This is a genomic window from Psychrobacillus sp. NEAU-3TGS (assembly GCF_029955155.1).
Lineage (GTDB): Bacteria > Bacillota > Bacilli > Bacillales_A > Planococcaceae > Psychrobacillus.
In genome coordinates this window covers 731,649-750,122 of record NZ_JAPNOZ010000010.1, presented here as the reverse complement: position 1 = coordinate 750,122, position 18,474 = coordinate 731,649, and the positions used below count along the sequence as shown (strand labels likewise).

Sequence of the window (18,474 nt, the reverse complement as noted above, 5' to 3'; positions counted from 1 at the left end):
GGGCCTGTAATCCAAATTAAATTATTGTCCAAAACAAAAAGCAGCCACGTAGGGCTGCTTTTTCTTACTATATGTCTCATTCAAATCTCTTAAATGAATAAAGTAAACTAAACTAAACTTCTGAATACCCCTAGCACTCTCAATACTAGCATCCGCTTCTTTCCGGAACGTCTCCATATCTCCTTGTTCTTTCGCAATAATCGCTTCGATTGAATGCTTCATCCAAGAGGCTTGTAGACTCTCTTTTAATGTTCGAGCTTCCACGAATTTTCCTTGTAATGCTTCAGCATATGCTTTGTAGTATGTACGAAGTGGTTCTTTACTTATTTGTCTAGCAAGTATATTGAATTCAGAAACATTGTTTTCATATAGCGCCAGATTCGCTTTATATACTTCTTGCATATATGGTTGTTTATATTTCTTTAAGATGTCATTAATTGCTTGAATAATCGTTGGAAGATCGCCGGTTTTTACCGCAAGCGGGAATGTAAAGAGCACTTTCTTTTTATTTTCCTCTAAATACCGTTCAATTTTTGCTAGGTTATTCGATTTATACACAATATACATCGAAGGAACAACGAGTAAAAGAATATACAAAAACACGATACTCAAATAAATAATCCAGAAGGGTATTTCTAAAAAGCTCATCACTACTGTTAATGCAATGCCGAGTAGAATAATCAATACATATCTAAGAATTTTCATATTTACCTCTTTTTTCTTTTATTATATCAAATCCCCATATAAATCTCTTATTGTATTTTCCAAAAGAACAGCATATAATAAGTAAAAATAAACGCTATTAAAACAAGGTTAATAAATACAAAGTGTTCTTTCCAAAAATACAATTGTTTTCGAGAGGGAGTAGACAGCATGAAAAAATTATGGTCACCGGAGCTTTAGGGCAAATTGGTTCAGAATTAATCACCAAACTTCGAAAAGAATATGGTGCAGAAAACGTACTTGCAACAGATATTCGACAAATCACGTCTGAAACAACGAAAAGTGGCCCATTCGAAATCCTTGATGTAACAGACGGAGAAAAAATGCATCAAATTGCCAAGAACTTTGGAGCAGATACCATTATGCATATGGCTGCACTTTTATCCGCGACTGCAGAAGCGAAACCGTTATTTGCTTGGAACTTAAACATGGGTGGGCTAATGAATGCGCTAGAAACTGCTCGCGATTTAAATATGCAATTTTTCACGCCAAGCTCAATTGGAGCATTTGGACCTTCTACTCCTAAACAAAACACACCGCAAGACACACTTCAACGCCCGACGACTATGTACGGTGTAAACAAAGTGTCAGGAGAATTATTATGTGATTATTACTTCCATAAATTTGGATTAGATACACGTGGTGTACGTTTCCCGGGGCTGATTTCAAACGAGACATTACCTGGTGGTGGAACGACTGATTATGCAGTAGATATTTATTACAAAGCGTTAGCAGAAGGGAAGTACACTTCTTATATTGCTCAAGGTACTTACATGGATATGATGTATATGCCGGATGCACTGCAGGCGATAGTAGATCTAATGGAAGCAGACGCGTCGAAGTTAAATCACCGTAATGCGTTTAATGTAACAGCGATGAGTTTTGAGCCAGAACAAATTGCTACATCTATTAAAAAAGTAATTCCAACATTTACTTTAGATTATGATGTGGACCATGTACGCCAAGCGATTGCTGACAGCTGGCCGGATTCAATTGACGCAACTGCTGCAAAAGAAGAGTGGGGCTTTACGTATAAATATGATTTAGATGCAATGACGAAAGATATGCTAGAAAAGCTAGCAACTAAAAAAACAGCGGACACCTTGTAAAAGGGTTCGCTGTTTTTGATTTCTTAGACTATAAAATTGATCACATGTAGATAGCTTACTATGAGTACAATTACATCCAGACTCCAGCGCCTTGCCCTCGGGGTCAAATGTGAAAAAGCTGTGGTGGCTTGGTAGCTGCCTCCTTGCTTTTCCTCATTTGCCTGTCGGGGCAGACATAGGCGCTTCCACTTTTGTTCTTAGAACAAAATATGTGCTGCTGCTGCAATAATAGGAAATGCAATAAGTGTACGTAGTAGGAAAATAAAGATTAAATCTTTAAAGTTAACTGGAATTTTCGAACCAAGTAACAACCCACCAACCTCAGACATATAGATGAGCTGCGTCACGGACATTGCGGCGATGAAGAATAGTGTCTTATCTGACTCAATTCCACCGCTTAGTAGCGTCGGTAAGAACATATCCGCAAACCCGACAACCATTGTCTGAGCCGCCTCGGCAGCTTCCGGAATACCAAAAAGCATTAATAAAGGTTCAAAAGGTTTTCCTAAAATCGTGAAAATTGGTGTGAACTCTGCAAGCATTAATGCGACCGTACCAAAAGCAAGTACGACTGGTGCAACACCGATGTATAAATCAATTACATTTTTAATACCATCTGAGAAAAACTTCTTGATGGAGCGATTATCATTTGCTTTCACAAGTGCATTTTCTAAACCATGTGTAAAAGCATTATAGCCTTCCGGAAAGTCTTCAGCTTTTAAGTCAAGCGGACGACCATCAATGTGTTCCTCTGGTTTCCCACGTAATGGATAAATTCGAGGCATGATGAATGCTAAAACAAGACCGCAAAGCAGAACCGTAAAGTAAAATGGCAAGAAATAGTTAGAAAGACCAACCTCATCAAGTACGACGATACAAAATGTGATAGATACCACGGAAAATGTAGAACCAATAATGGCTGCTTCTTTTTTCGTGTAATAGCCCTCTTCATATTGTCTTGCTGTCAGTAAAACACCGATCGTTCCGTCACCAACCCAAGAAGTCAGGGCGTCTACTGCAGAACGCCCTGGAAGCTTGAAAAGCGGGCGCATAATTTTTACTGCCATTGTACCGAAAAACTCTAGTAATCCAAAGTTCAATAAAAACGGCAATAATAGACCTGCGAATAAGAAGATCGTAAATAAAAACGATACTAAACCGTCTGGGCTAAGTAGCATTCCACCAGTATTTTCATTCCAAACCGCTTCCGGTCCAATTTGGAAGATGATTAATACAGCAAAAACAGCACCAACTACACGAGTAACGGTCCAAAATATCGATACCTTAAATAATTGGTTAATAAATGTATTTTGCTTAGGTAAAAATAGAAATACAACTGATCCAATTGCCGCAATCCATATCATTACTAATGCAATCCATTGCACGAATGGAGAAATTGCATTAGATAACATATTAGAAAACAACGCAATCGGAATTTTAAAGCCTTCCGAAGTAGGAAGGGGAATCATAAACATAATAACTCCTGCAATCGATGGAAGCAGGAACAAAATCCATGTAGATAAAGAAAACTTCTTCAATGTTATTGCCCAACTTTCTATGAATGAATAAATATGCGTAGTGTCAAGTCATTTATACATACTAATTCATTTGCATAGAGAAGTCTATAAAAACAAGGGATGTTCTATTATTCGAAATCTTTGTTGAAATCATACGTATAGAAGCGTTCGAAATGTAGCCAATTTTCTGCTTCTGGCTCCCCGTCTGCTAAGCGTTTATCCATTTCTTCTAGCATCCATGCCGTTTGCGAAATATGTGCGCGCATCGCACCCATTTTTTCTTCTCTCGACTCCTTGATATTATGCACAATATCTGGTTCTCCTAAAGCTTCCTTGGTATCATTTGAAAAAGCAAGTGCATAATGGTAGGACGAGCCTCTTCTGGCATGCGGCGAATTGCACGGATCATAGCACGCCCGGTTGCATCATGGTCAGGGTGGACCGCATAGTTTGGATAGAACGTAATAACAAGCGACGGATTTGTATCTGCAATTAGATTCTCCATCATTTCCACCATTTTTTCATCATCTTCAAACTCCACTGTTTTATCACGAAGCCCCATCATTCGAAGATCCGTTACGCCCATTGCTTTGGCAGAAGCGAGTAGCTCCTCTTTACGAATTTGTGGAAGGGTTTCACGTGTCGCAAAAGGTGGGTTTCCCAAGTTTCTTCCCATTTCGCCTAAAGTTAGACACGCATATGTAACCGGAATTCCTTGTTTTACGTAAGTTGCAATCGTTCCGGAAACGCCGAAAGCTTCGTCATCTGGGTGAGGGAATACAACAAGTACATGTCGTTCCATTGGTAAAGTCATTTGTGTGTCCTCCTTAATAAGTGAATGGTGTTTTACTAATTTCTAATGCGACCGCAAGCTTCCCATTTTGGTCATGTCCTGCCATTAGTAAACGATCATGTTCGTCTAATTCGAAATGCGTAATGCCTTGAGCGTATACCCAACCATGTGGTAATTTAAGGCCGACACGATGTGGTGCTTCTCCTGCTACTTTTCCAAGCTCATATCGAAGCATGACATTGCGGATAAAAGCCCCTGCATTGAATACCTTTTCATCAAAATGAGATGCATATGCACCATTTGTAGTTTCTAGATGAATATATACATCTTCGTTTGCAAATTTATTCAAAAGTACTTGTAGTTGTTCTACATTAACAAGTTCCATTTATATATAGCCTCCTAACATAAAGTCTTTTATAAGTATAATGAAAATAAGTTTGGGAAGCGAATGATTGAGATGAAAAACTCGCAAAGTCAGTGAGACTTTGCGAGTGAATAATTTCTTATACAGTAGTTGTCGTTACTTCTGGTGCACCGTATTTCCCTTTTGCACCGTGAAGAACTGGTCCTACATATTGGTTTAGTTTCCAACCATGTGCTATAGCGGCTGAAACGAATTCTTTTGCTTCAAAAACAGCATCTGCAACTGATAAACCATTTGCCAAGTTAGCAGTCACCGCTGCAGCAAAAGTACAGCCAGCTCCGTGGTTATAAGTTGTATCTGTTTTTTCTGTCTCTAACAAAGTGTGTGCTTGTCCATCATAGAAGAGATCGACCGCTTTATCATGTGCTAATTGTTTGCCGCCTTTGATAACAACATTTTTAGCGCCAAGTGCATGAATTTTTTCCGCAGCAGCTTTCATATCGTCAATTGTTTTAAGTGTTCCCAGACCTGAAAGTTGTCCAGCTTCAAAAAGATTTGGAGTAACGACTAAAGCACGTGGCAGTAGGTTAGTAATCATCGCATCCACTGTGCCTGGGTTTAATACTTCATCTTCACCCTTGCACACCATAACAGGGTCGATTACGACATTGTTTGTGCCAGACGCTTCAATGATGTTTCCAGCTGTTTCGATAATTTCTTCTGTACTTAGCATACCCGTTTTAATCGCATCGACATTTGTCGATAAAGCGGTTTTAGCTTGTCGTTTTATCTCGTCTACTGGAAGAGAAAATACACCATGGCTCCAACCGTTATCAGGATCCATTGTAGCAACAACCGTTAGAACGTTCATGCCATATGTACCGTGCTCTTGGAATGTTTTTAAATCTGCTTGTATTCCAGCTCCGCCTGAAGTGTCAGAGCCTGCAATTGTTAGTGTTTTTTTAATCGACATTTTAGCGTTTCCCCTTTTGATAAAAAGTTAATATTTTTCATTATATCAGACAATAGTCGAAACTTAAATTAAGGAAGTTTCGGAGCTGTTAATAATTTCAGCAGAATGAAAATGAAAAGAGCTGCGACGAAAAAAGTGATAACGGATCCGAATATAATATCATTAATAAATAAGGAGATTGCTAAAAATAGAAGAAAGCCAATGAATAGTAGCATGCCCACTGTAAAGCAGCCAAGTCCAAAACTTTTCGCACCGTTAGAAACTTCATTTGTACTAGCAGCTTGTTCAATTTTTCTTAGTTTCTCCCGATAATGTAAATCAGCCATACACATATCACCCTTTTTCATCGTAACAGATATAGAATAGTTGTGAAACGGACAATTTTTTTGTACTGTTAACGTAGTAGATTAAGAGGAAAAGAGAGATGATATGCGAAAAGATGACAAAATTCGAGAAATGGAAAAACTATTAGAAGAACTAAAAGCGCAAAAAAACGAAACAACTGCAACGATTGCAGAAAATCCTTCTAGACAAGGGTTTGGCTTTGGGAAAATTCCACGTGCTTTATATAGATTTAGAACGAAATCGATTATCCTTATTGTAATAATTGTTCTCCTCTTGTTAGCTGCCTTACCATTTGCCGCATTTTGGGCGATTCAAGGCAGCACCTTTTCGGAAAACAAAGGTTCTATTGTCGAACGAGTACAGGCACTAAATGAATTGTCGACCGCTGAAGCGTATACAAAAGTAATTATCGAAGAACAGGACAACCAATTATTCGGAAAAGAAATTGGCATGGATTTACCGGGTACTAAAAGGCAGTTGCTCGTTGTTGTGCCGGGTAGAGTACGAGCGGGTGTAGATTTTTCGCAAGTGAAGGAATCGGATATAAAAGTGGACAAAGATAAAAAAACGGCGAGTCTCACATTACCGGCGCCACAAATTCTAGGTGGTACGGAAATTTTCTTTGACCAGGCGAAAGTATTTTCTAATGAAGGATTATTCCGTGAAAAAGCGGATATAAAAGAAGGGTATGAGCTGGCGGAAAAGGCCAAAAAATGATGATAGAAGAGGCGACGGGACAAGGCATTTTACAGTTAGCGGAAGAAAATGCGGAGAAATCTGTAAAAGAGATGTTCCAATTAGTAGATTACGACGTACAAGTTCAGTTTAAGGAGTGACGCGCATTGCCAAGCTGGAAAGAAGTATTAGCAGATGAATGGGAAAAGCCATATTTTTTAGAACTCCAATCTTTTTTAGATAAAGAATACGCAGAACAAACGATTTATCCAAAGCGAAAGGATATTGGCAACGCTTTTCGTGCAACGCCTTTTGATGAAGTGAAAATAGTTATTTTAGGACAGGATCCCTATCACGGGGAAGGACAGGCGCATGGGATGAGCTTTTCGGTAAATCCTGGGGTAAGGGTACCACCGAGTCTACGCAATATGTTTAAGGAACTTGCGGATGATATAGGGTGTCCGGTTCCTTCAAACGGCTATTTATTGAAATGGGCACAGCAGGGGGTTTTATTGCTTAATACGGTAATGACCGTAAGAGCAGGGCAAGCTAATTCCCATAAAGGAATGGGCTGGGAAACGTTTACGGATGAAGTGATTAAGCGTCTATCGGAAAGAGAAAAGCCGATTATTTTTGTCCTCTGGGGAAGACCAGCGCAAATGAAGAAAAAGCTAATAGATACGAAAAAACATATGATTTTAGAATCTCCACATCCAAGTCCGCTAAGTGTACATCGAGGATTTTTTGGGAGTAAGCCGTATTCTAAGATAAATGCGCAGCTCGAAGCATGGGGAGAGACACCAATCGATTTTTGCTTATGATTATGCTATTATATGGACGGGAAAGCGAGGGAGTAATTTGGCAGTAAACTGTTTTAAATGCCGCTTCTTTTTTACTACATGGGATGCGAGACATCCACGTGGGTGCAAAGCTTACGGATTTAAAACGAAAGAGCTCCCATCTGCATTAGTAAAGCGTACCTCGGGCATGGAATGCTTGAAATTCGAACGAAAGCAAGAAGAGGGGCAAAGACGATGATTTCAAATGAACATATTTTCATGCAAATAGATAAACAGCTTACGCTAGCCAAAACAACTGGTAATGAACAAACGAAAAGAGAGGCACTCGCTGCAATACGAGCATTATGCGATTTAGCGTTAGAATCCGGGCCATCATCCCAAGCTTCACCAGTTGTCCAAGCAGTAGCCATAGCCCCAGCAATACAACAGCCGGTTGCATTAAAAGAAGACGATGCAAACGGAGAGTCATTATTTGATTTCTAAATAGAAAGTAGGAATGATTGTGAAATTATTTATTATTGCAGGAGCTATCAATGGATTTTTGGCAGTAGCATTTGGTGCTTTTGGCGCACACGCTTTAAAGGAAAAACTATCGGAAAAGTATTTAGCGATTTGGGAAACGGCTGTACAATATCAAATGTTCCATGCACTTGCGTTAATCGCAATCGGTATTTTGATGAGTAGCAAGATACTTGGACCTGTTTCATCATTAAATACAGCGGGCTATTTAATCCTAGCAGGGATTATTTTATTCTCTGGTAGCTTGTATGTATTGAGTTTAACTGGTATTGGCATTTTAGGAGCTATTACTCCAATCGGCGGCGTAGCATTTTTAGTTGGATGGATTATGATTATTGTTGCTGCTGCGAAGTTTGCGAGTTAATGAAGTGAATAGCGTAATAGCCACAACAAAGAGACTTATCCTTAAATTCGGATAAGTCTCTTTGTTTATAAGTTATAGTTAATTTCTTCATCAAATGTTACATAGTCTAGATAAATCATTAACATTAAGTATCTTTTCCCATTTGGATCACTTATGATCACATGATCGCGGCCTGCTGCTTCTACATAGCCTTTAATCACTTTAGCGTTCCATTCTTTGTTATTTTCAAAAGTGAAATAGAATGTACCTAGCTTACCTCTGTTCATTCGTAAAATGTTCTCGATATACGATTCTTCTTGTCGGCCTGGGCTTGGCGGTTGAGCAGGAGGAGTCATCGGTTGTTGCTGTTGAGGTGGAAAAGCTCCAGGATACCAATAATATTGAACCATTCATACATCCTTTCTGGAAATAGAATTATACACTTGGGCATTCGGCAACGGTTGGAGAGTAAAAACAATGCGTTTTAAAACGTCCGGTGTTCCATTGGTTATACCACTGAGGAGGACAATCGCCACCTGGATCAAAAAACCATAAGGAGCGTTCGCCGGGACTAAAACGTTCCCCATTAATAACGCGTCTTGCTAAATTTCGATCCTGTTCACGGGCACGTTGATAAAAATAAGATTGGGTTGTTGCCACAAAGCCACCTGGTTTTTGGAATACCATCTCTTCCAAATTACGAATATTACGAAAATCTAAGCAATCGGCAAGAACCCGGTTCACTCCAACATTACCAACCAATAACATACCAAGCTGACCATCACCCTCAGCTTCCGCACGCATTAGCCTTGCTAGTAAATCTAGTTGCTTTGAAGTGGACTTAACTACTGCCAACGCATCACCTCCTATATATACACTATGTTAGGAAAGAAGAAATGATACATATCGCTAAAAGAGAGGAACAGAAAAAAGACCGCATTCTTTTTAAAGAAATTATACAATTTAACACTCGAGATGGATGTTTTCTACGTGTGAGCGGTTAGCCGTCAATGCCTACAGTTACAATCCATTAATTGTTTTCAAATCCATCAAAAAAAGAAAGAGTGATCTGTTAGTTAGGAAGAATCTTTAAATAGACATTTTTTCTAATTTCTTTATTGGTCAAAGAGTATAGAATCAAAAATAGTTAGTGTCAATTATATAGAGCAGCTACTTGAGCACCCGAAATTTCATCTTCGGGTGCTTCCTTTATGAGTTGGAAAGCATCTTTTCACTCATTATCCAAAAAGTTCTTCACCTGTTTTATACTGTTGAGAGAGGGCGCCGGATAGACAGATGCCATAAGATTACCAAGAAAAAATAGGCTGGTTGTGACGTCAGTCACGACCAGCCTATCTAAAAAATGGTAATGATATAGCAACAAGTTTGTCCAAAGCCCACGGGGAATTATAGGAACAGGTTTTAATTTTAAAGCGCGCTTGTTCCTTTCTCATTAACCTATTAAATGTTGAAAAATTCTACTCGTTTTTCGCCTGCTAAAATAGTACCGATAAAGAATGAACCAAATTCCGCATAACGAGCACTTACTTCATCAAAACGCATTTCGTACACTAACTTTTTAAATTGAAGCACATCATCCGAGAATAATGTTACGCCCCACTCGAAATCATCAAATCCGACAGAGCCAGAAATGATTTGTTTTACTTTCCCAGCATAACCGCGACCGATTTTTCCGTGGCTTGCCATAAGAGCGCGACGATCTTCCATAGAAAGCATATACCAGTTGTCTTCACCATTACGACGCTTGTCCATTGGATAGAAGCAAATATATTGTGAACGTTGAAGTTCTGGATATAATCGAGCTCGTACATGTGGATTTTGATATGGATCTTCCGTAGATTCTCCAGCTAGGTAGTTAGATAATTCTACAACTGATACATAAGAATAAGCAGGAATTGTAAAGTCTGCAATCGTTAACTTATTGAATTTCGCTTCGATTTCTTGAAGTTCGTCTATTGTTGGACGTAGAGTCATTAACATGAAATCTGCTTTTTGCCCTACAATCGTGTAAAAAGCATGTGCGCCTGTTTTTGCGTCATCTGCTTGTTGAAGTTCGTCTAAAAATGCCACAAATTCATCTGTTGCTTCTTTGCGAAGTTCTGGATCTACTTGTTTCCAAGATGCCCAGTCCATTTGGCGAAAATCATGTAAAACGTACCAGCCGTCTAGTGTAATTGCTGCTTCATTCATTTTATCAGACACTCCTTTTATATAAGAAATTTACATCTTTAGTTTATCACAAGAAAAGATTCTTATCTCGTAATGACCTCGATATTGCATGACAATATGTGACAAAGTCGTGTATGCTTGAACTAATGAAAACAGTAGAGCAATCGTTAGATTAAGGAGTAAGAAATATGTCACAAATAGAAGCATTATTACAGCACAAAGTTTGGCGATTTTGGGATCAATCACTAAGTGGTAAAAGTCGCTCCGCATTGGAGTCATTTGCAGCGGACGATCTTCTTTGTCATTTAGTTGGTCAAGGATTGTCGCCAGCAACTGTTCGAACATGGGTACATGATCAGACGGTTGTGTTAGGTATCCAAGATCACCGATTACCATTCGTAGAAGAAGCACAAGATTTTCTACGTACACAAGGATACATACCAATTGTCCGTAATTCGGGAGGTCTCGCGGTTGTATTGGATGATGGAGTGCTGAATATTTCCATCGTATTGTCTGAACAAGCGCAGTCAGTTGATATTTCCGCGGGTTATGACGTAATGCTTACTTTCATCCGGCTTCTCTTTCCAGAAGCAGAAGGAAAAATAGAAGCTTATGAAATTGTCGGTTCCTATTGCCCCGGTTCATATGATTTAAGTATTGATGGCAAGAAATTTGCTGGAATATCACAGCGAAGGCTTCGTCAAGGAATAGCTGTGCAAATATACTTATGTGTAGAAGGTAGTGGAAGTGAGCGTGCTGAATTGATTCGCCAGTTTTATGAAATCGGTGTGCAAGGGGAAGAAACGAAATTCACCTACCCGGTCATAAAACCAGAAGTAATGGCTTCGTTAAACGAACTATTAAATGAATCCTTTACAGTTCAGGATATCGTCATCCGAGTTCAACAGGTTCTACAACAGCTATCTACAAAAATAGTATCGCAATCCGTCACGCAAGATGAAATGGAGCTTTATCAGTTTTATATGCAACGTGTTGTCGATCGAAATAAAAAGATGCTTACAAAGGAATAAGAAAAACCACCAACTGCATTACATAGTTGGTGGTTCTTTTGAAACTAGGTTTCCGTTTTTTTCCATTTGGAAAACAGGTACTGCTGGCACTTCTTCATCATTCAATGTAACAAGTCGTCGTGCGCGGTTCATAATTTGTACAAACTGCTCGTAATCTTGTTTAATCGCTGCATTTTCTTTTTCTAGTTTGGCAAGTTCAGTTTCTAGTTTGCGAATTTTCTCGTTTGATATAGAAGCTAAATGACGATATCTAGAAATATCCGAATCGCTATGCTGTAAACGAACGAGATAGGCAATAATAATATCGATTGATAAAGCAGAAACTGGAACCGATGTGGTGCGTTCGCCTTCTTCTTGAGGCTTGGCAAGATAAATACCGTTTCCTCTACGTCTATAATCTTTTCCTAATATACGTAGCTTTTCTTTTCTTTCTTTTTTTGCTTCCTTTAATTCACTTTCATATTGATGGCGGACAACTGCATTCCAGCGAAATCCACATGCAGCAGCAGTTCGATTTAATTCGTCACCTGCTTCTTCAAATGCATTTAGTTGTGTACTGCCTTCGCGGACATGTCGTAACACCATTTCCGCTAACATTTCATCATTTTCTGTCATCCATGCGTCTTGTCTAATTTTTACCATATTGCTCCTCCTACCATGTTCATAGTTTCGTTACTCTATTAACATCATGGACAACATAGCGCTCTTTTATTCACGTAAAATACACTTGATAGCAATATATATTTTAAGATACAATGGCGTGTAGACTATTATCTAATCTAATTTAGTTGGTATAAGGACACCAACTAAATTAGATTAATGCCTCCGGCGGATGTCACAGATTTTAAAAAGGAGTCAATTGTGCGTGCACAATTCAAAATCTGGACGCAATTACGTCGAGACGTAATTGATGAAAGGGGTTGTGGACGAATGGCAAACCATTTCAGAGTTTGCGATGAGTGTCAGGCCGTTAATTTAAAAACATTAATTCCAAAGCTTAAAACAATAGATCCAGAAGCAGAAATTGAAATTAAAGAATGTCAATCCTACTGCGGGCCGGGGCGAAAAAAGACATTCGCATTTGTGAATAACCGTCCTGTTGCAGCTTTGACAGAAGATGAATTAATGGAAAAAGTACGCGCCAAACTAGAAGACTAAACAGAACTTTTGCCGCCTTACCATGAGCGGTTTTTTTCTTTATAATGAAGGGTAAATAACATTTAACTTCACGGAGGTGGGCAAATGAGCTATGCAACGCAGAAACTAGCAGAAGAGAAAGTGTTTAAAGATCCGGTTCACAGGTACATTCATGTTCGTGACCAGGTCATTTGGGACGTCATCGGCGCAAAGGAATTTCAACGACTTCGCCGCGTTAAACAGCTTGGAACTACATATCTAGTTTTTCACGGGGCAGAACATAGTCGCTTTAGTCACTCTCTAGGAGTTTACGAAATTGTCCGTCGTATTGTGGATGATAGTTTCAATGGCCGACCCGAATGGGATGCCTCTGAAAGACTTTTAGTTTTATGTGCAGCACTTTTACATGATTTAGGACATGGACCGTTCTCACATGCTTTCGAAAATGTGTTCAATCTAGATCATGAGGAATTTACAAGAAAGATATTACTTGGGGAAACCGAAGTAAATGAAATATTAAAGAGGGTAAGCAAAGACTTCCCGCAAAAAGTAGCAGACGTTATTGCAAAAACCTATGGAAATAAACAAGTCGTTAGCTTAATATCCAGCCAAATCGACGCCGATCGTATGGATTATTTACAGCGAGATGCCTACTTTACAGGAGTAAGCTACGGTCATTTTGATATGGAGCGAATTCTGCGTGTCATGCGTCCAAGGGAAGATCAAATCGTGATCAAATCTAGCGGTATGCATGCAGTGGAAGACTATATTATGAGTCGCTATCAAATGTACTGGCAAGTGTATTTTCATCCCGTTTCCAGAAGCGCAGAAGTGATCTTAACGAAAATCTTACATCGTGCAAAAGCTTTAAGTAAAAGTGGGTATGATTTTGCGCAGCAACCAACTCACTTCCAAGGTTTTTTCGATGGCACATTCACGTTAAATGAGTATTTAGCTTTAGATGAAGGTGTCTTAATGACCTATTTTCAGCTTTGGGTGAACGAGAAGGATCCAATCTTAGCTGATTTAAGCTATCGTTTTGTCAATCGGAAGCTATTCCAATATATTGAGTTTGACCTAGCAAAAGATTATATGAAGATGAAAGAGTTGGAGTTATTATTTAAAAAAGCGGGTATAGACCCAGAGTATTATTTAGTATTTGATTCGTCATCGGATTTACCATACGATTTTTATCGTCCAGGGGAAGAGGGAGAACGAATTCCTATCCATTTACTCATGCCATCCGGAGAAATTAGAGAGCTTTCTCGTGAATCGGAAGTAGTAGAAGCGATTTCAGGAAAACGTCGAACTGATCATAAATTATATTTTCCAGAAGACTTTTTAACGGAAGATGGAAAGAAAAAAGCATTAAAAAAACAAATATTAGATCTGTTGAAATAAAGGTGGGGGCTAGAATTGCTAGAGGAACATGCAAAAATCATACAATTTATCGGAGCAGCAGACGGAATAACTGGCAGAAAAAAACTTCAAAAAATGGTGTACATCGCTAAAAAGTTAGACTATCCATATAAAGAAAAGTACGAGTTTCATGTATATGGTCCATATTCGCATGAGCTCACATTGCGAGTAGAAGAGCTTTGCAATATGGGATTTTTACAGGAAGACAGACAGGATAAAGGCTCATACGTCCAATACAAATACCAAATGACGGACGCAGGCGAGCATTTCACGCAAATGGCGCAACTGGAAGAAGCTGCACCAGCGCTAGTCGAGTGTATTTCACAAATGAAAAACAAAAGCTCTCGCTTCCTAGAGCTCGTTTCAACTCTATTGTTTTTCGACCATCTTCCAAAAGAAGAACAAATAGAAAAGCTCCACGCTGTGAAAGGAAAGCTAAATTTCACAGAAGAAGAAATTGCAGATGCATACGAATTCGTCATGAATTTAATGAACATGAGAACTATCCACTAAGGGATGGTTCTTTTTTTATGGAGCAATAATCCAAACTGAGACAAAACAAGCGCCGAACGCGATAAAACCAAAAAATGCCCTTTGCTAAAGCAAAGAGCACTCTCCAAAATTATTTATCACTAAATAACTTCCCTGCAACACCGTAGTGATTTTTTGGCATGTCCTCGATAAACACGACAACATTTTCAGCTGGTGCGTTCACTGTTTCCACTACTGCAGCTGTTACTTTTTCTACCAAAGCTCTTTTTTGTTCTTCAGTACGGCCTTCTAGCATTTTTACTGTTACATATGGCATTTCATTTCCTCCTTTAGTGAAAATTTCTGTATAGTAGTATCATAACATAGTGATTTGCAAAAAAATCAGATATATTCAAAACAAAATAGTGGACTATACCCTTCATGCGAATGAAAAAATAAAGTGAAAATGGAAACCGTAATAGGAAAGAAAGGATGATTATAAATGAAATACTTCGCTGTTTTATTACCAATGATAAATCAGGAGAAGAGCATGGAATACCGCGCACAGCATCTTCAGTATTTAGAGCAAAAGCGCAATGGAGGCAAAATAATTGCCAATGGCCGATTTGCTGATGGTACTGGGGGATTAGTCATTTATCGAGTTGAAACGGTAGAAGAAGTGGAACAACTTGCAAAACAAGACCCTTATGTGATTCAAGGAGCGCGAGGGTGTGAAATACACGAATGGGAAATGGACAGTAACTCAGCATTATCCCATTAATGTGAAAAGTGTACACGATGGAGGCATTGCTGCACTTTTATAGTGCGTATGGGATAGGAAGTGTGACCTTTAACATAGTCTATAAATGTATGAACAGTAAAGGTGTTAAACCTTCCTTTTAATGCTCTCAAGTTAGGCGTTTTTTTCCTCGACAACTGTTTTGTACATACGCGCCACTTAGCCTGCTTTTCTATGCTTTAAGTTGCGTTTATGATAAGATTAAGAAAAGTTTCAATCCTTGATATATCAAGGGTTCAGGAAGTATAATTCACATTATGTAATAGGAAAAACTAGATATAAAAAAAGAACGGAGGGAACTTTCGGATGGCAAATGAAGAAAAACCAAAACAAAAAATCGGCTTCACCATTATAAAAAATGATCCAACTGATGGACATAAAGGATTCGGAATTGGTTCTCTATCTTTAGAGAATGTGTCACCGGTTATTATCGACGTTGAAGAAGATGTTGCAAGAATTGAAATTGGTGCGATGCACGCGCGCAGCGACACCGAAAAAGGTATCAAGTTTACGACGAACCGCGAAGACTCAGAAGGCGGAAAACCGTATTGGCTAGTGTGGGTAACAATCGATTATAAAGCAGAAGGTCCGTATTATGCAGGGGTTACTGCATGCGAAATGGTAGTAAACCGCGAAAAACGCCGTGGCTACAAATTACTTGCAGACCACGTAAATCGAATGGACAAATCGATGAAACGCCATATTATGGTAGAATTTATGGATGATCGTTCCAAAAATATTTTAAGCGACTTCTTACAAACGCATAACCGAGAAATGTGGGAGCGTAGCGACGAAAAGCTACATAATGACCTGGCTGTAACTTCCAATTAAACAGTAACAATTTGGTATAATTTCGTAATGAGGTTGAATTCAAACCAAAAAGAAAGTACAATTTACTTAAAGCTTACTTCACAGTAATGCTAGGACACTTAGGAGTCGTAAGTAGGCTAGGAAAGTGTAATCATTGTGACAACCCAATCCTGTAATTACATAATTTTGGCAGAACGCAACACTAAGAAAAAGCTTTCTATTACCTTTTATAGGTAGTAGAAAGCTTTTTATTTTGGTTTAGTTGCTATAGTCTGCAATTGGTTGCCCTTATCCGTTTATTCCCAATTAAGCTAACTAGTTACTCATATCCATCCATTCCCACTAACTTCATTCTCCAAAAAACGAAAATGGGAATATGGACCATGGTGTTGTATCCTCGCTATCGGATGCTTCGAATGTTTGTTGCTTCAAAGTTGGATCTGTACATAGCTTAGTTGGAATGTCTTCCTCTTTTAAATAGACAAGTCGTTGTTTTTCACAAGCGGAAGTGGCAATTCCACCAGTCTCAATATCCACAATAACTCCGCGAACTCCTGCAGGAGCAATAAATGGTTCTGATGGTAAGCCTTGATGTGCTTTTTCCATAAATTCAATCCACACTTGTTTTGTTACTTGTCGAGCTTCGGCTTCACTCACTTGTTTTCCTTGGTCATAGCCATTCCAAACACCAGCAGTCAATTGAGGGGAGAAACCGATTAAATATTGGTCGGAAATCGTCGTCCCGGATTTTGCTGCATATGGTCTCGTCTGTTTTGCACGAATACTTAAGCCGGTTGCAGGAGAGTAATCATTGAAAGTCGGATCGAACATACCGGTTAGTAAATGAGACAGCAAAAAGGCATCTTGTTCAAGCAACACTTTTTTATCTTTCCTTTTATCTTTTTCCAAATCATAAAGAACCTTGCCGTTGTTATCAGTTATTTTCGTAATATAAGTTGGTTCTCTTAGTATTCCCTTTGCAGAAATAGCATTATATGCTTTCGTCATATCCAACAAAGAAGCTTCTGAAGTGCCGAGCGCAGTTGCGGGCGTTTCATCGATGTCCATTTTAATATTAAACCGTTCAATCAGTTGTTCAAAAGGCTTGTACCCAATTTGTTCAAGCGTTTTGACAGCGTAAATGTTATCCGAGATAGCAAGTGCTTGTGCCATCGATATAGGGTGCTCCGCAAACTTATCATTGACGTTTTTCGGCTCATATTCCTGTCGTCCATTATCATAAGTGAAAATAGTTCGTTCACTTTTCATATAAGTCAGAGGAGTGAATCCATTTTCTAACGCAGAAGCAAATAATAATGGTTTTATCGTCGAACCAGGCTGCCTTTTCGCTTGTGTTACTCGGTTAAATGGACTTTCGCTGAAATCGCGTCCACCGACCATTGCTGTAACGTATCCCGTTTTTGGCTCGATGCTGACAAACCCAATTTGTAGCTCTCCTTCGGGCATCCACTTTTCGATGACCTCTTCGGCTGCTTGTTGGTGACTTCTGTTCAAAGTGGTCTCGATTGTCCAACCACCTTCTTCAATTCGGCGACCCTTTTTCTGAAGAATTGCTGTCGCTTCCTTCCAAACCTCTTCTAAAAAGTAAGGAGCCGCTTTTTTCTTCACAAGCGAATCTTCCGTCTTTAACACATAATGTTCACTGACTGCACGTTCCCGTTGTTCTGCAGTAATGAATTGCTCGTTTTCCATTAATTTTAAAATCAGTTGTTGTCGGTTCCCCGCTTTTTCCTCATCGACTAATGGGGAGTAATAGGTAGGTCCTTTAGGGATTCCCATCAATAAAGCCGATTCTGCAAGTGTTAAGTCTTTTGCACTTTTTCCAAAATAATATCGGCTAGCGGCTTCTACACCGTACATACCGTGACCAAAATAAACAGTGTTTAAAAATCCTTCGAGCAATTCATCTTTTTCATAGAAAACTTCCAAACGGTAAGCATACAAAGCTTCATTGATCTTCCGAGTCCAAGACTTTTCATGTGTCAAAAATAGATTTCTAGCATATTGCTGGGTAATCGTACTCGCGCCTTCCACTTTTCGCATCGCTTTTATATCCTTCAAAAGGGCAGAAGCAATTCGAGTATAATCAAACCCGTGATGCTTATAAAATTCCTGATCTTCTACTGCAATAATCGCATCAGGAATAAATGGTGACATGTCCTCGAGGGAAACCCAGTAACGCCTTTGATCTTCAAATCGATCCCCAATTACATTTCCCTGGTCATCTAAAAATACCGACGAAATAGGTACTTGGATAATAGGTGCACCAACGATTTGAGCGTAAACCCGGAGCGTAACAAGTGCACCAATTAATGCAAAGCTAGCAACGATACTTAGTAAAAAAACTCTTTTCATGCGTTTAGATCGAGTGGCTTTTTTCCGGTATTGTGCACGCCCCAATAAAATCTCCTCCGTCCTGTTTGGATGTTTTTATT

At 39.1% G+C, this 18,474-nt stretch carries 23 protein-coding genes and 1 pseudogene; 12 read left to right on the top strand and 12 right to left on the bottom strand.

Annotated elements, in window-relative coordinates; all coding sequences use genetic code 11:
- Positions 1–21: 21 nt before the first annotated feature.
- The gene (locus tag OR571_RS12135; protein WP_282243044.1) at positions 22–705 is read right to left on the bottom strand and encodes a hypothetical protein; all 684 of its coding nucleotides are present in this window, start codon (positions 703–705) and stop codon (positions 22–24) included.
- Positions 706–884: 179 nt separating this feature from the next.
- On the opposite strand from OR571_RS12135, the gene OR571_RS12130 reads away from it, so the two are divergent.
- Positions 885–1,832 carry an L-threonine 3-dehydrogenase gene (locus OR571_RS12130; protein ID WP_282243043.1) on the top strand — a complete coding sequence of 316 codons (948 nt, stop codon included), beginning with the start codon at positions 885–887 and terminating at the stop codon, positions 1,830–1,832.
- A 197-nt stretch (positions 1,833–2,029) separates the two neighbouring features.
- On the opposite strand, the gene OR571_RS12125 is transcribed toward OR571_RS12130, so the two are convergent.
- From OR571_RS12125 to OR571_RS12105, 5 genes and pseudogenes are all read right to left on the bottom strand, one after another.
- Entirely contained in the window at positions 2,030–3,370 is a 1,341-nt protein-coding gene (locus OR571_RS12125) for a YjiH family protein (RefSeq protein ID WP_282243042.1), read from the bottom strand.
- A gap of 107 nt (positions 3,371–3,477) precedes the next feature.
- A pseudogene (bshB2, locus tag OR571_RS12120) lies at positions 3,478–4,163 on the bottom strand (bacillithiol biosynthesis deacetylase BshB2).
- Positions 4,164–4,176: 13 nt separating this feature from the next.
- Positions 4,177–4,527: a YojF family protein gene (locus OR571_RS12115; protein ID WP_282243041.1), complete on the bottom strand. Its 351-nt coding sequence runs from the start codon at positions 4,525–4,527 to the stop codon at positions 4,177–4,179.
- A 118-nt stretch (positions 4,528–4,645) separates the two neighbouring features.
- A complete protein-coding gene (gene thiD, locus OR571_RS12110; RefSeq protein WP_282243040.1) occupies positions 4,646–5,479 on the bottom strand; it encodes a bifunctional hydroxymethylpyrimidine kinase/phosphomethylpyrimidine kinase in 834 nt (277 codons plus the stop codon).
- A 68-nt stretch (positions 5,480–5,547) separates the two neighbouring features.
- Positions 5,548–5,826 (bottom strand): hypothetical protein, encoded by a 279-nt coding sequence (locus OR571_RS12105; RefSeq protein ID WP_282243039.1) that lies wholly within the window; start codon positions 5,824–5,826, stop codon positions 5,548–5,550.
- A gap of 82 nt (positions 5,827–5,908) precedes the next feature.
- Between OR571_RS12105 and OR571_RS12100 the strand changes: the two genes are divergently transcribed.
- The 5 genes from OR571_RS12100 to OR571_RS12075 all read left to right on the top strand — a co-directional run bounded on the left by OR571_RS12100 (position 5,909) and on the right by OR571_RS12075 (position 8,182).
- A complete protein-coding gene (locus tag OR571_RS12100; RefSeq protein WP_282243038.1) occupies positions 5,909–6,541 on the top strand; it encodes a DUF4230 domain-containing protein in 633 nt (210 codons plus the stop codon).
- A complete protein-coding gene (locus OR571_RS12095; RefSeq protein ID WP_282243037.1) occupies positions 6,538–6,660 on the top strand; it encodes a hypothetical protein in 123 nt (40 codons plus the stop codon). Before OR571_RS12100 ends, OR571_RS12095 begins: the two co-directional genes overlap by 4 nt.
- A gap of 6 nt (positions 6,661–6,666) precedes the next feature.
- Complete coding sequence (locus tag OR571_RS12090; protein ID WP_282243036.1) at positions 6,667–7,320, top strand: uracil-DNA glycosylase; 654 nt, start codon at positions 6,667–6,669, stop codon at positions 7,318–7,320.
- Positions 7,321–7,491: 171 nt separating this feature from the next.
- Positions 7,492–7,782 carry a YwdI family protein gene (locus tag OR571_RS12080; RefSeq protein WP_282243035.1) on the top strand — a complete coding sequence of 97 codons (291 nt, stop codon included), beginning with the start codon at positions 7,492–7,494 and terminating at the stop codon, positions 7,780–7,782.
- A 19-nt stretch (positions 7,783–7,801) separates the two neighbouring features.
- Positions 7,802–8,182 carry a DUF423 domain-containing protein gene (locus OR571_RS12075; protein WP_142537999.1) on the top strand — a complete coding sequence of 127 codons (381 nt, stop codon included), beginning with the start codon at positions 7,802–7,804 and terminating at the stop codon, positions 8,180–8,182.
- Between the two features lie 65 nt (positions 8,183–8,247).
- On the opposite strand, the gene gerQ is transcribed toward OR571_RS12075, so the two are convergent.
- The 3 genes from gerQ to hemQ all read right to left on the bottom strand — a co-directional run bounded on the left by gerQ (position 8,248) and on the right by hemQ (position 10,372).
- The gene (gene gerQ, locus OR571_RS12070) at positions 8,248–8,571 is read right to left on the bottom strand and encodes a spore coat protein GerQ (protein ID WP_142537998.1); all 324 of its coding nucleotides are present in this window, start codon (positions 8,569–8,571) and stop codon (positions 8,248–8,250) included.
- Between the two features lie 25 nt (positions 8,572–8,596).
- Positions 8,597–9,016 (bottom strand): cell wall hydrolase, encoded by a 420-nt coding sequence (locus OR571_RS12065; protein ID WP_282243034.1) that lies wholly within the window; start codon positions 9,014–9,016, stop codon positions 8,597–8,599.
- A 606-nt stretch (positions 9,017–9,622) separates the two neighbouring features.
- Entirely contained in the window at positions 9,623–10,372 is a 750-nt protein-coding gene (hemQ, locus tag OR571_RS12060) for a hydrogen peroxide-dependent heme synthase (RefSeq protein ID WP_142537996.1), read from the bottom strand.
- Between the two features lie 167 nt (positions 10,373–10,539).
- Between hemQ and lipL the strand changes: the two genes are divergently transcribed.
- The gene (gene lipL / locus OR571_RS12055) at positions 10,540–11,382 is read left to right on the top strand and encodes an octanoyl-[GcvH]:protein N-octanoyltransferase (RefSeq protein ID WP_282243033.1); all 843 of its coding nucleotides are present in this window, start codon (positions 10,540–10,542) and stop codon (positions 11,380–11,382) included.
- A gap of 18 nt (positions 11,383–11,400) precedes the next feature.
- Here the strand turns inward: lipL and OR571_RS12050 are convergent, their stop codons facing one another.
- Positions 11,401–12,024: an RsfA family transcriptional regulator gene (locus tag OR571_RS12050; protein WP_142537994.1), complete on the bottom strand. Its 624-nt coding sequence runs from the start codon at positions 12,022–12,024 to the stop codon at positions 11,401–11,403.
- 288 nt (positions 12,025–12,312) lie between these two features.
- Between OR571_RS12050 and OR571_RS12045 the strand changes: the two genes are divergently transcribed.
- The 3 genes from OR571_RS12045 (at position 12,313) to OR571_RS12035 (ending at position 14,451) form a co-directional block, all read left to right on the top strand.
- A complete protein-coding gene (locus OR571_RS12045) occupies positions 12,313–12,540 on the top strand; it encodes a YuzB family protein (protein ID WP_282243032.1) in 228 nt (75 codons plus the stop codon).
- Between the two features lie 84 nt (positions 12,541–12,624).
- Complete coding sequence (locus OR571_RS12040) at positions 12,625–13,920, top strand: HD domain-containing protein (protein ID WP_142537992.1); 1,296 nt, start codon at positions 12,625–12,627, stop codon at positions 13,918–13,920.
- Between the two features lie 15 nt (positions 13,921–13,935).
- The gene (locus tag OR571_RS12035; RefSeq protein WP_282243031.1) at positions 13,936–14,451 is read left to right on the top strand and encodes a YwgA family protein; all 516 of its coding nucleotides are present in this window, start codon (positions 13,936–13,938) and stop codon (positions 14,449–14,451) included.
- 109 nt (positions 14,452–14,560) lie between these two features.
- On the opposite strand, the gene OR571_RS12030 is transcribed toward OR571_RS12035, so the two are convergent.
- Complete coding sequence (locus OR571_RS12030; protein ID WP_282243030.1) at positions 14,561–14,746, bottom strand: 2-hydroxymuconate tautomerase; 186 nt, start codon at positions 14,744–14,746, stop codon at positions 14,561–14,563.
- A gap of 165 nt (positions 14,747–14,911) precedes the next feature.
- On the opposite strand from OR571_RS12030, the gene OR571_RS12025 reads away from it, so the two are divergent.
- Together OR571_RS12025 and OR571_RS12020 are read left to right on the top strand one after the other, a co-directional pair.
- Entirely contained in the window at positions 14,912–15,190 is a 279-nt protein-coding gene (locus OR571_RS12025) for a YciI family protein (protein ID WP_282243029.1), read from the top strand.
- A gap of 324 nt (positions 15,191–15,514) precedes the next feature.
- Positions 15,515–16,039 carry a YwhD family protein gene (locus OR571_RS12020; RefSeq protein WP_282243028.1) on the top strand — a complete coding sequence of 175 codons (525 nt, stop codon included), beginning with the start codon at positions 15,515–15,517 and terminating at the stop codon, positions 16,037–16,039.
- Positions 16,040–16,366: 327 nt separating this feature from the next.
- On the opposite strand, the gene OR571_RS12015 is transcribed toward OR571_RS12020, so the two are convergent.
- Positions 16,367–18,394 (bottom strand): transglycosylase domain-containing protein, encoded by a 2,028-nt coding sequence (locus OR571_RS12015; RefSeq protein WP_282243027.1) that lies wholly within the window; start codon positions 18,392–18,394, stop codon positions 16,367–16,369.
- Positions 18,395–18,474: the final 80 nt, after the last annotated feature.

Bases quoted from the DNA above. Each gene is read 5' to 3' on its own strand.
- OR571_RS12135 (WP_282243044.1), bottom strand. From the start codon at position 705: ATGAAAATTCTTAGATATGTATTGATTATTCTACTCGGCATTGCATTA.
- OR571_RS12130 (WP_282243043.1), top strand. From the start codon at position 885: ATGGTCACCGGAGCTTTAGGGCAAATTGGTTCAGAATTAATCACCAAA.
- OR571_RS12115 (WP_282243041.1), bottom strand. From the start codon at position 4,527: ATGGAACTTGTTAATGTAGAACAACTACAAGTACTTTTGAATAAATTT.
- thiD (WP_282243040.1), bottom strand. From the start codon at position 5,479: ATGTCGATTAAAAAAACACTAACAATTGCAGGCTCTGACACTTCAGGC.
- OR571_RS12105 (WP_282243039.1), bottom strand. From the start codon at position 5,826: ATGAAAAAGGGTGATATGTGTATGGCTGATTTACATTATCGGGAGAAA.
- OR571_RS12100 (WP_282243038.1), top strand. From the start codon at position 5,909: ATGCGAAAAGATGACAAAATTCGAGAAATGGAAAAACTATTAGAAGAA.
- OR571_RS12095 (WP_282243037.1), top strand. From the start codon at position 6,538: ATGATGATAGAAGAGGCGACGGGACAAGGCATTTTACAGTTAGCGGAA.
- OR571_RS12080 (WP_282243035.1), top strand. From the start codon at position 7,492: ATGCTTGAAATTCGAACGAAAGCAAGAAGAGGGGCAAAGACGATGATT.
- gerQ (WP_142537998.1), bottom strand. From the start codon at position 8,571: ATGGTTCAATATTATTGGTATCCTGGAGCTTTTCCACCTCAACAGCAA.
- hemQ (WP_142537996.1), bottom strand. From the start codon at position 10,372: ATGAATGAAGCAGCAATTACACTAGACGGCTGGTACGTTTTACATGAT.
- lipL (WP_282243033.1), top strand. From the start codon at position 10,540: ATGTCACAAATAGAAGCATTATTACAGCACAAAGTTTGGCGATTTTGG.
- OR571_RS12050 (WP_142537994.1), bottom strand. From the start codon at position 12,024: ATGGTAAAAATTAGACAAGACGCATGGATGACAGAAAATGATGAAATG.
- OR571_RS12045 (WP_282243032.1), top strand. From the start codon at position 12,313: ATGGCAAACCATTTCAGAGTTTGCGATGAGTGTCAGGCCGTTAATTTA.
- OR571_RS12040 (WP_142537992.1), top strand. From the start codon at position 12,625: ATGAGCTATGCAACGCAGAAACTAGCAGAAGAGAAAGTGTTTAAAGAT.
- OR571_RS12030 (WP_282243030.1), bottom strand. From the start codon at position 14,746: ATGCCATATGTAACAGTAAAAATGCTAGAAGGCCGTACTGAAGAACAA.
- OR571_RS12025 (WP_282243029.1), top strand. From the start codon at position 14,912: ATGAAATACTTCGCTGTTTTATTACCAATGATAAATCAGGAGAAGAGC.
- OR571_RS12020 (WP_282243028.1), top strand. From the start codon at position 15,515: ATGGCAAATGAAGAAAAACCAAAACAAAAAATCGGCTTCACCATTATA.
- OR571_RS12015 (WP_282243027.1), bottom strand. From the start codon at position 18,394: ATGAAAAGAGTTTTTTTACTAAGTATCGTTGCTAGCTTTGCATTAATT.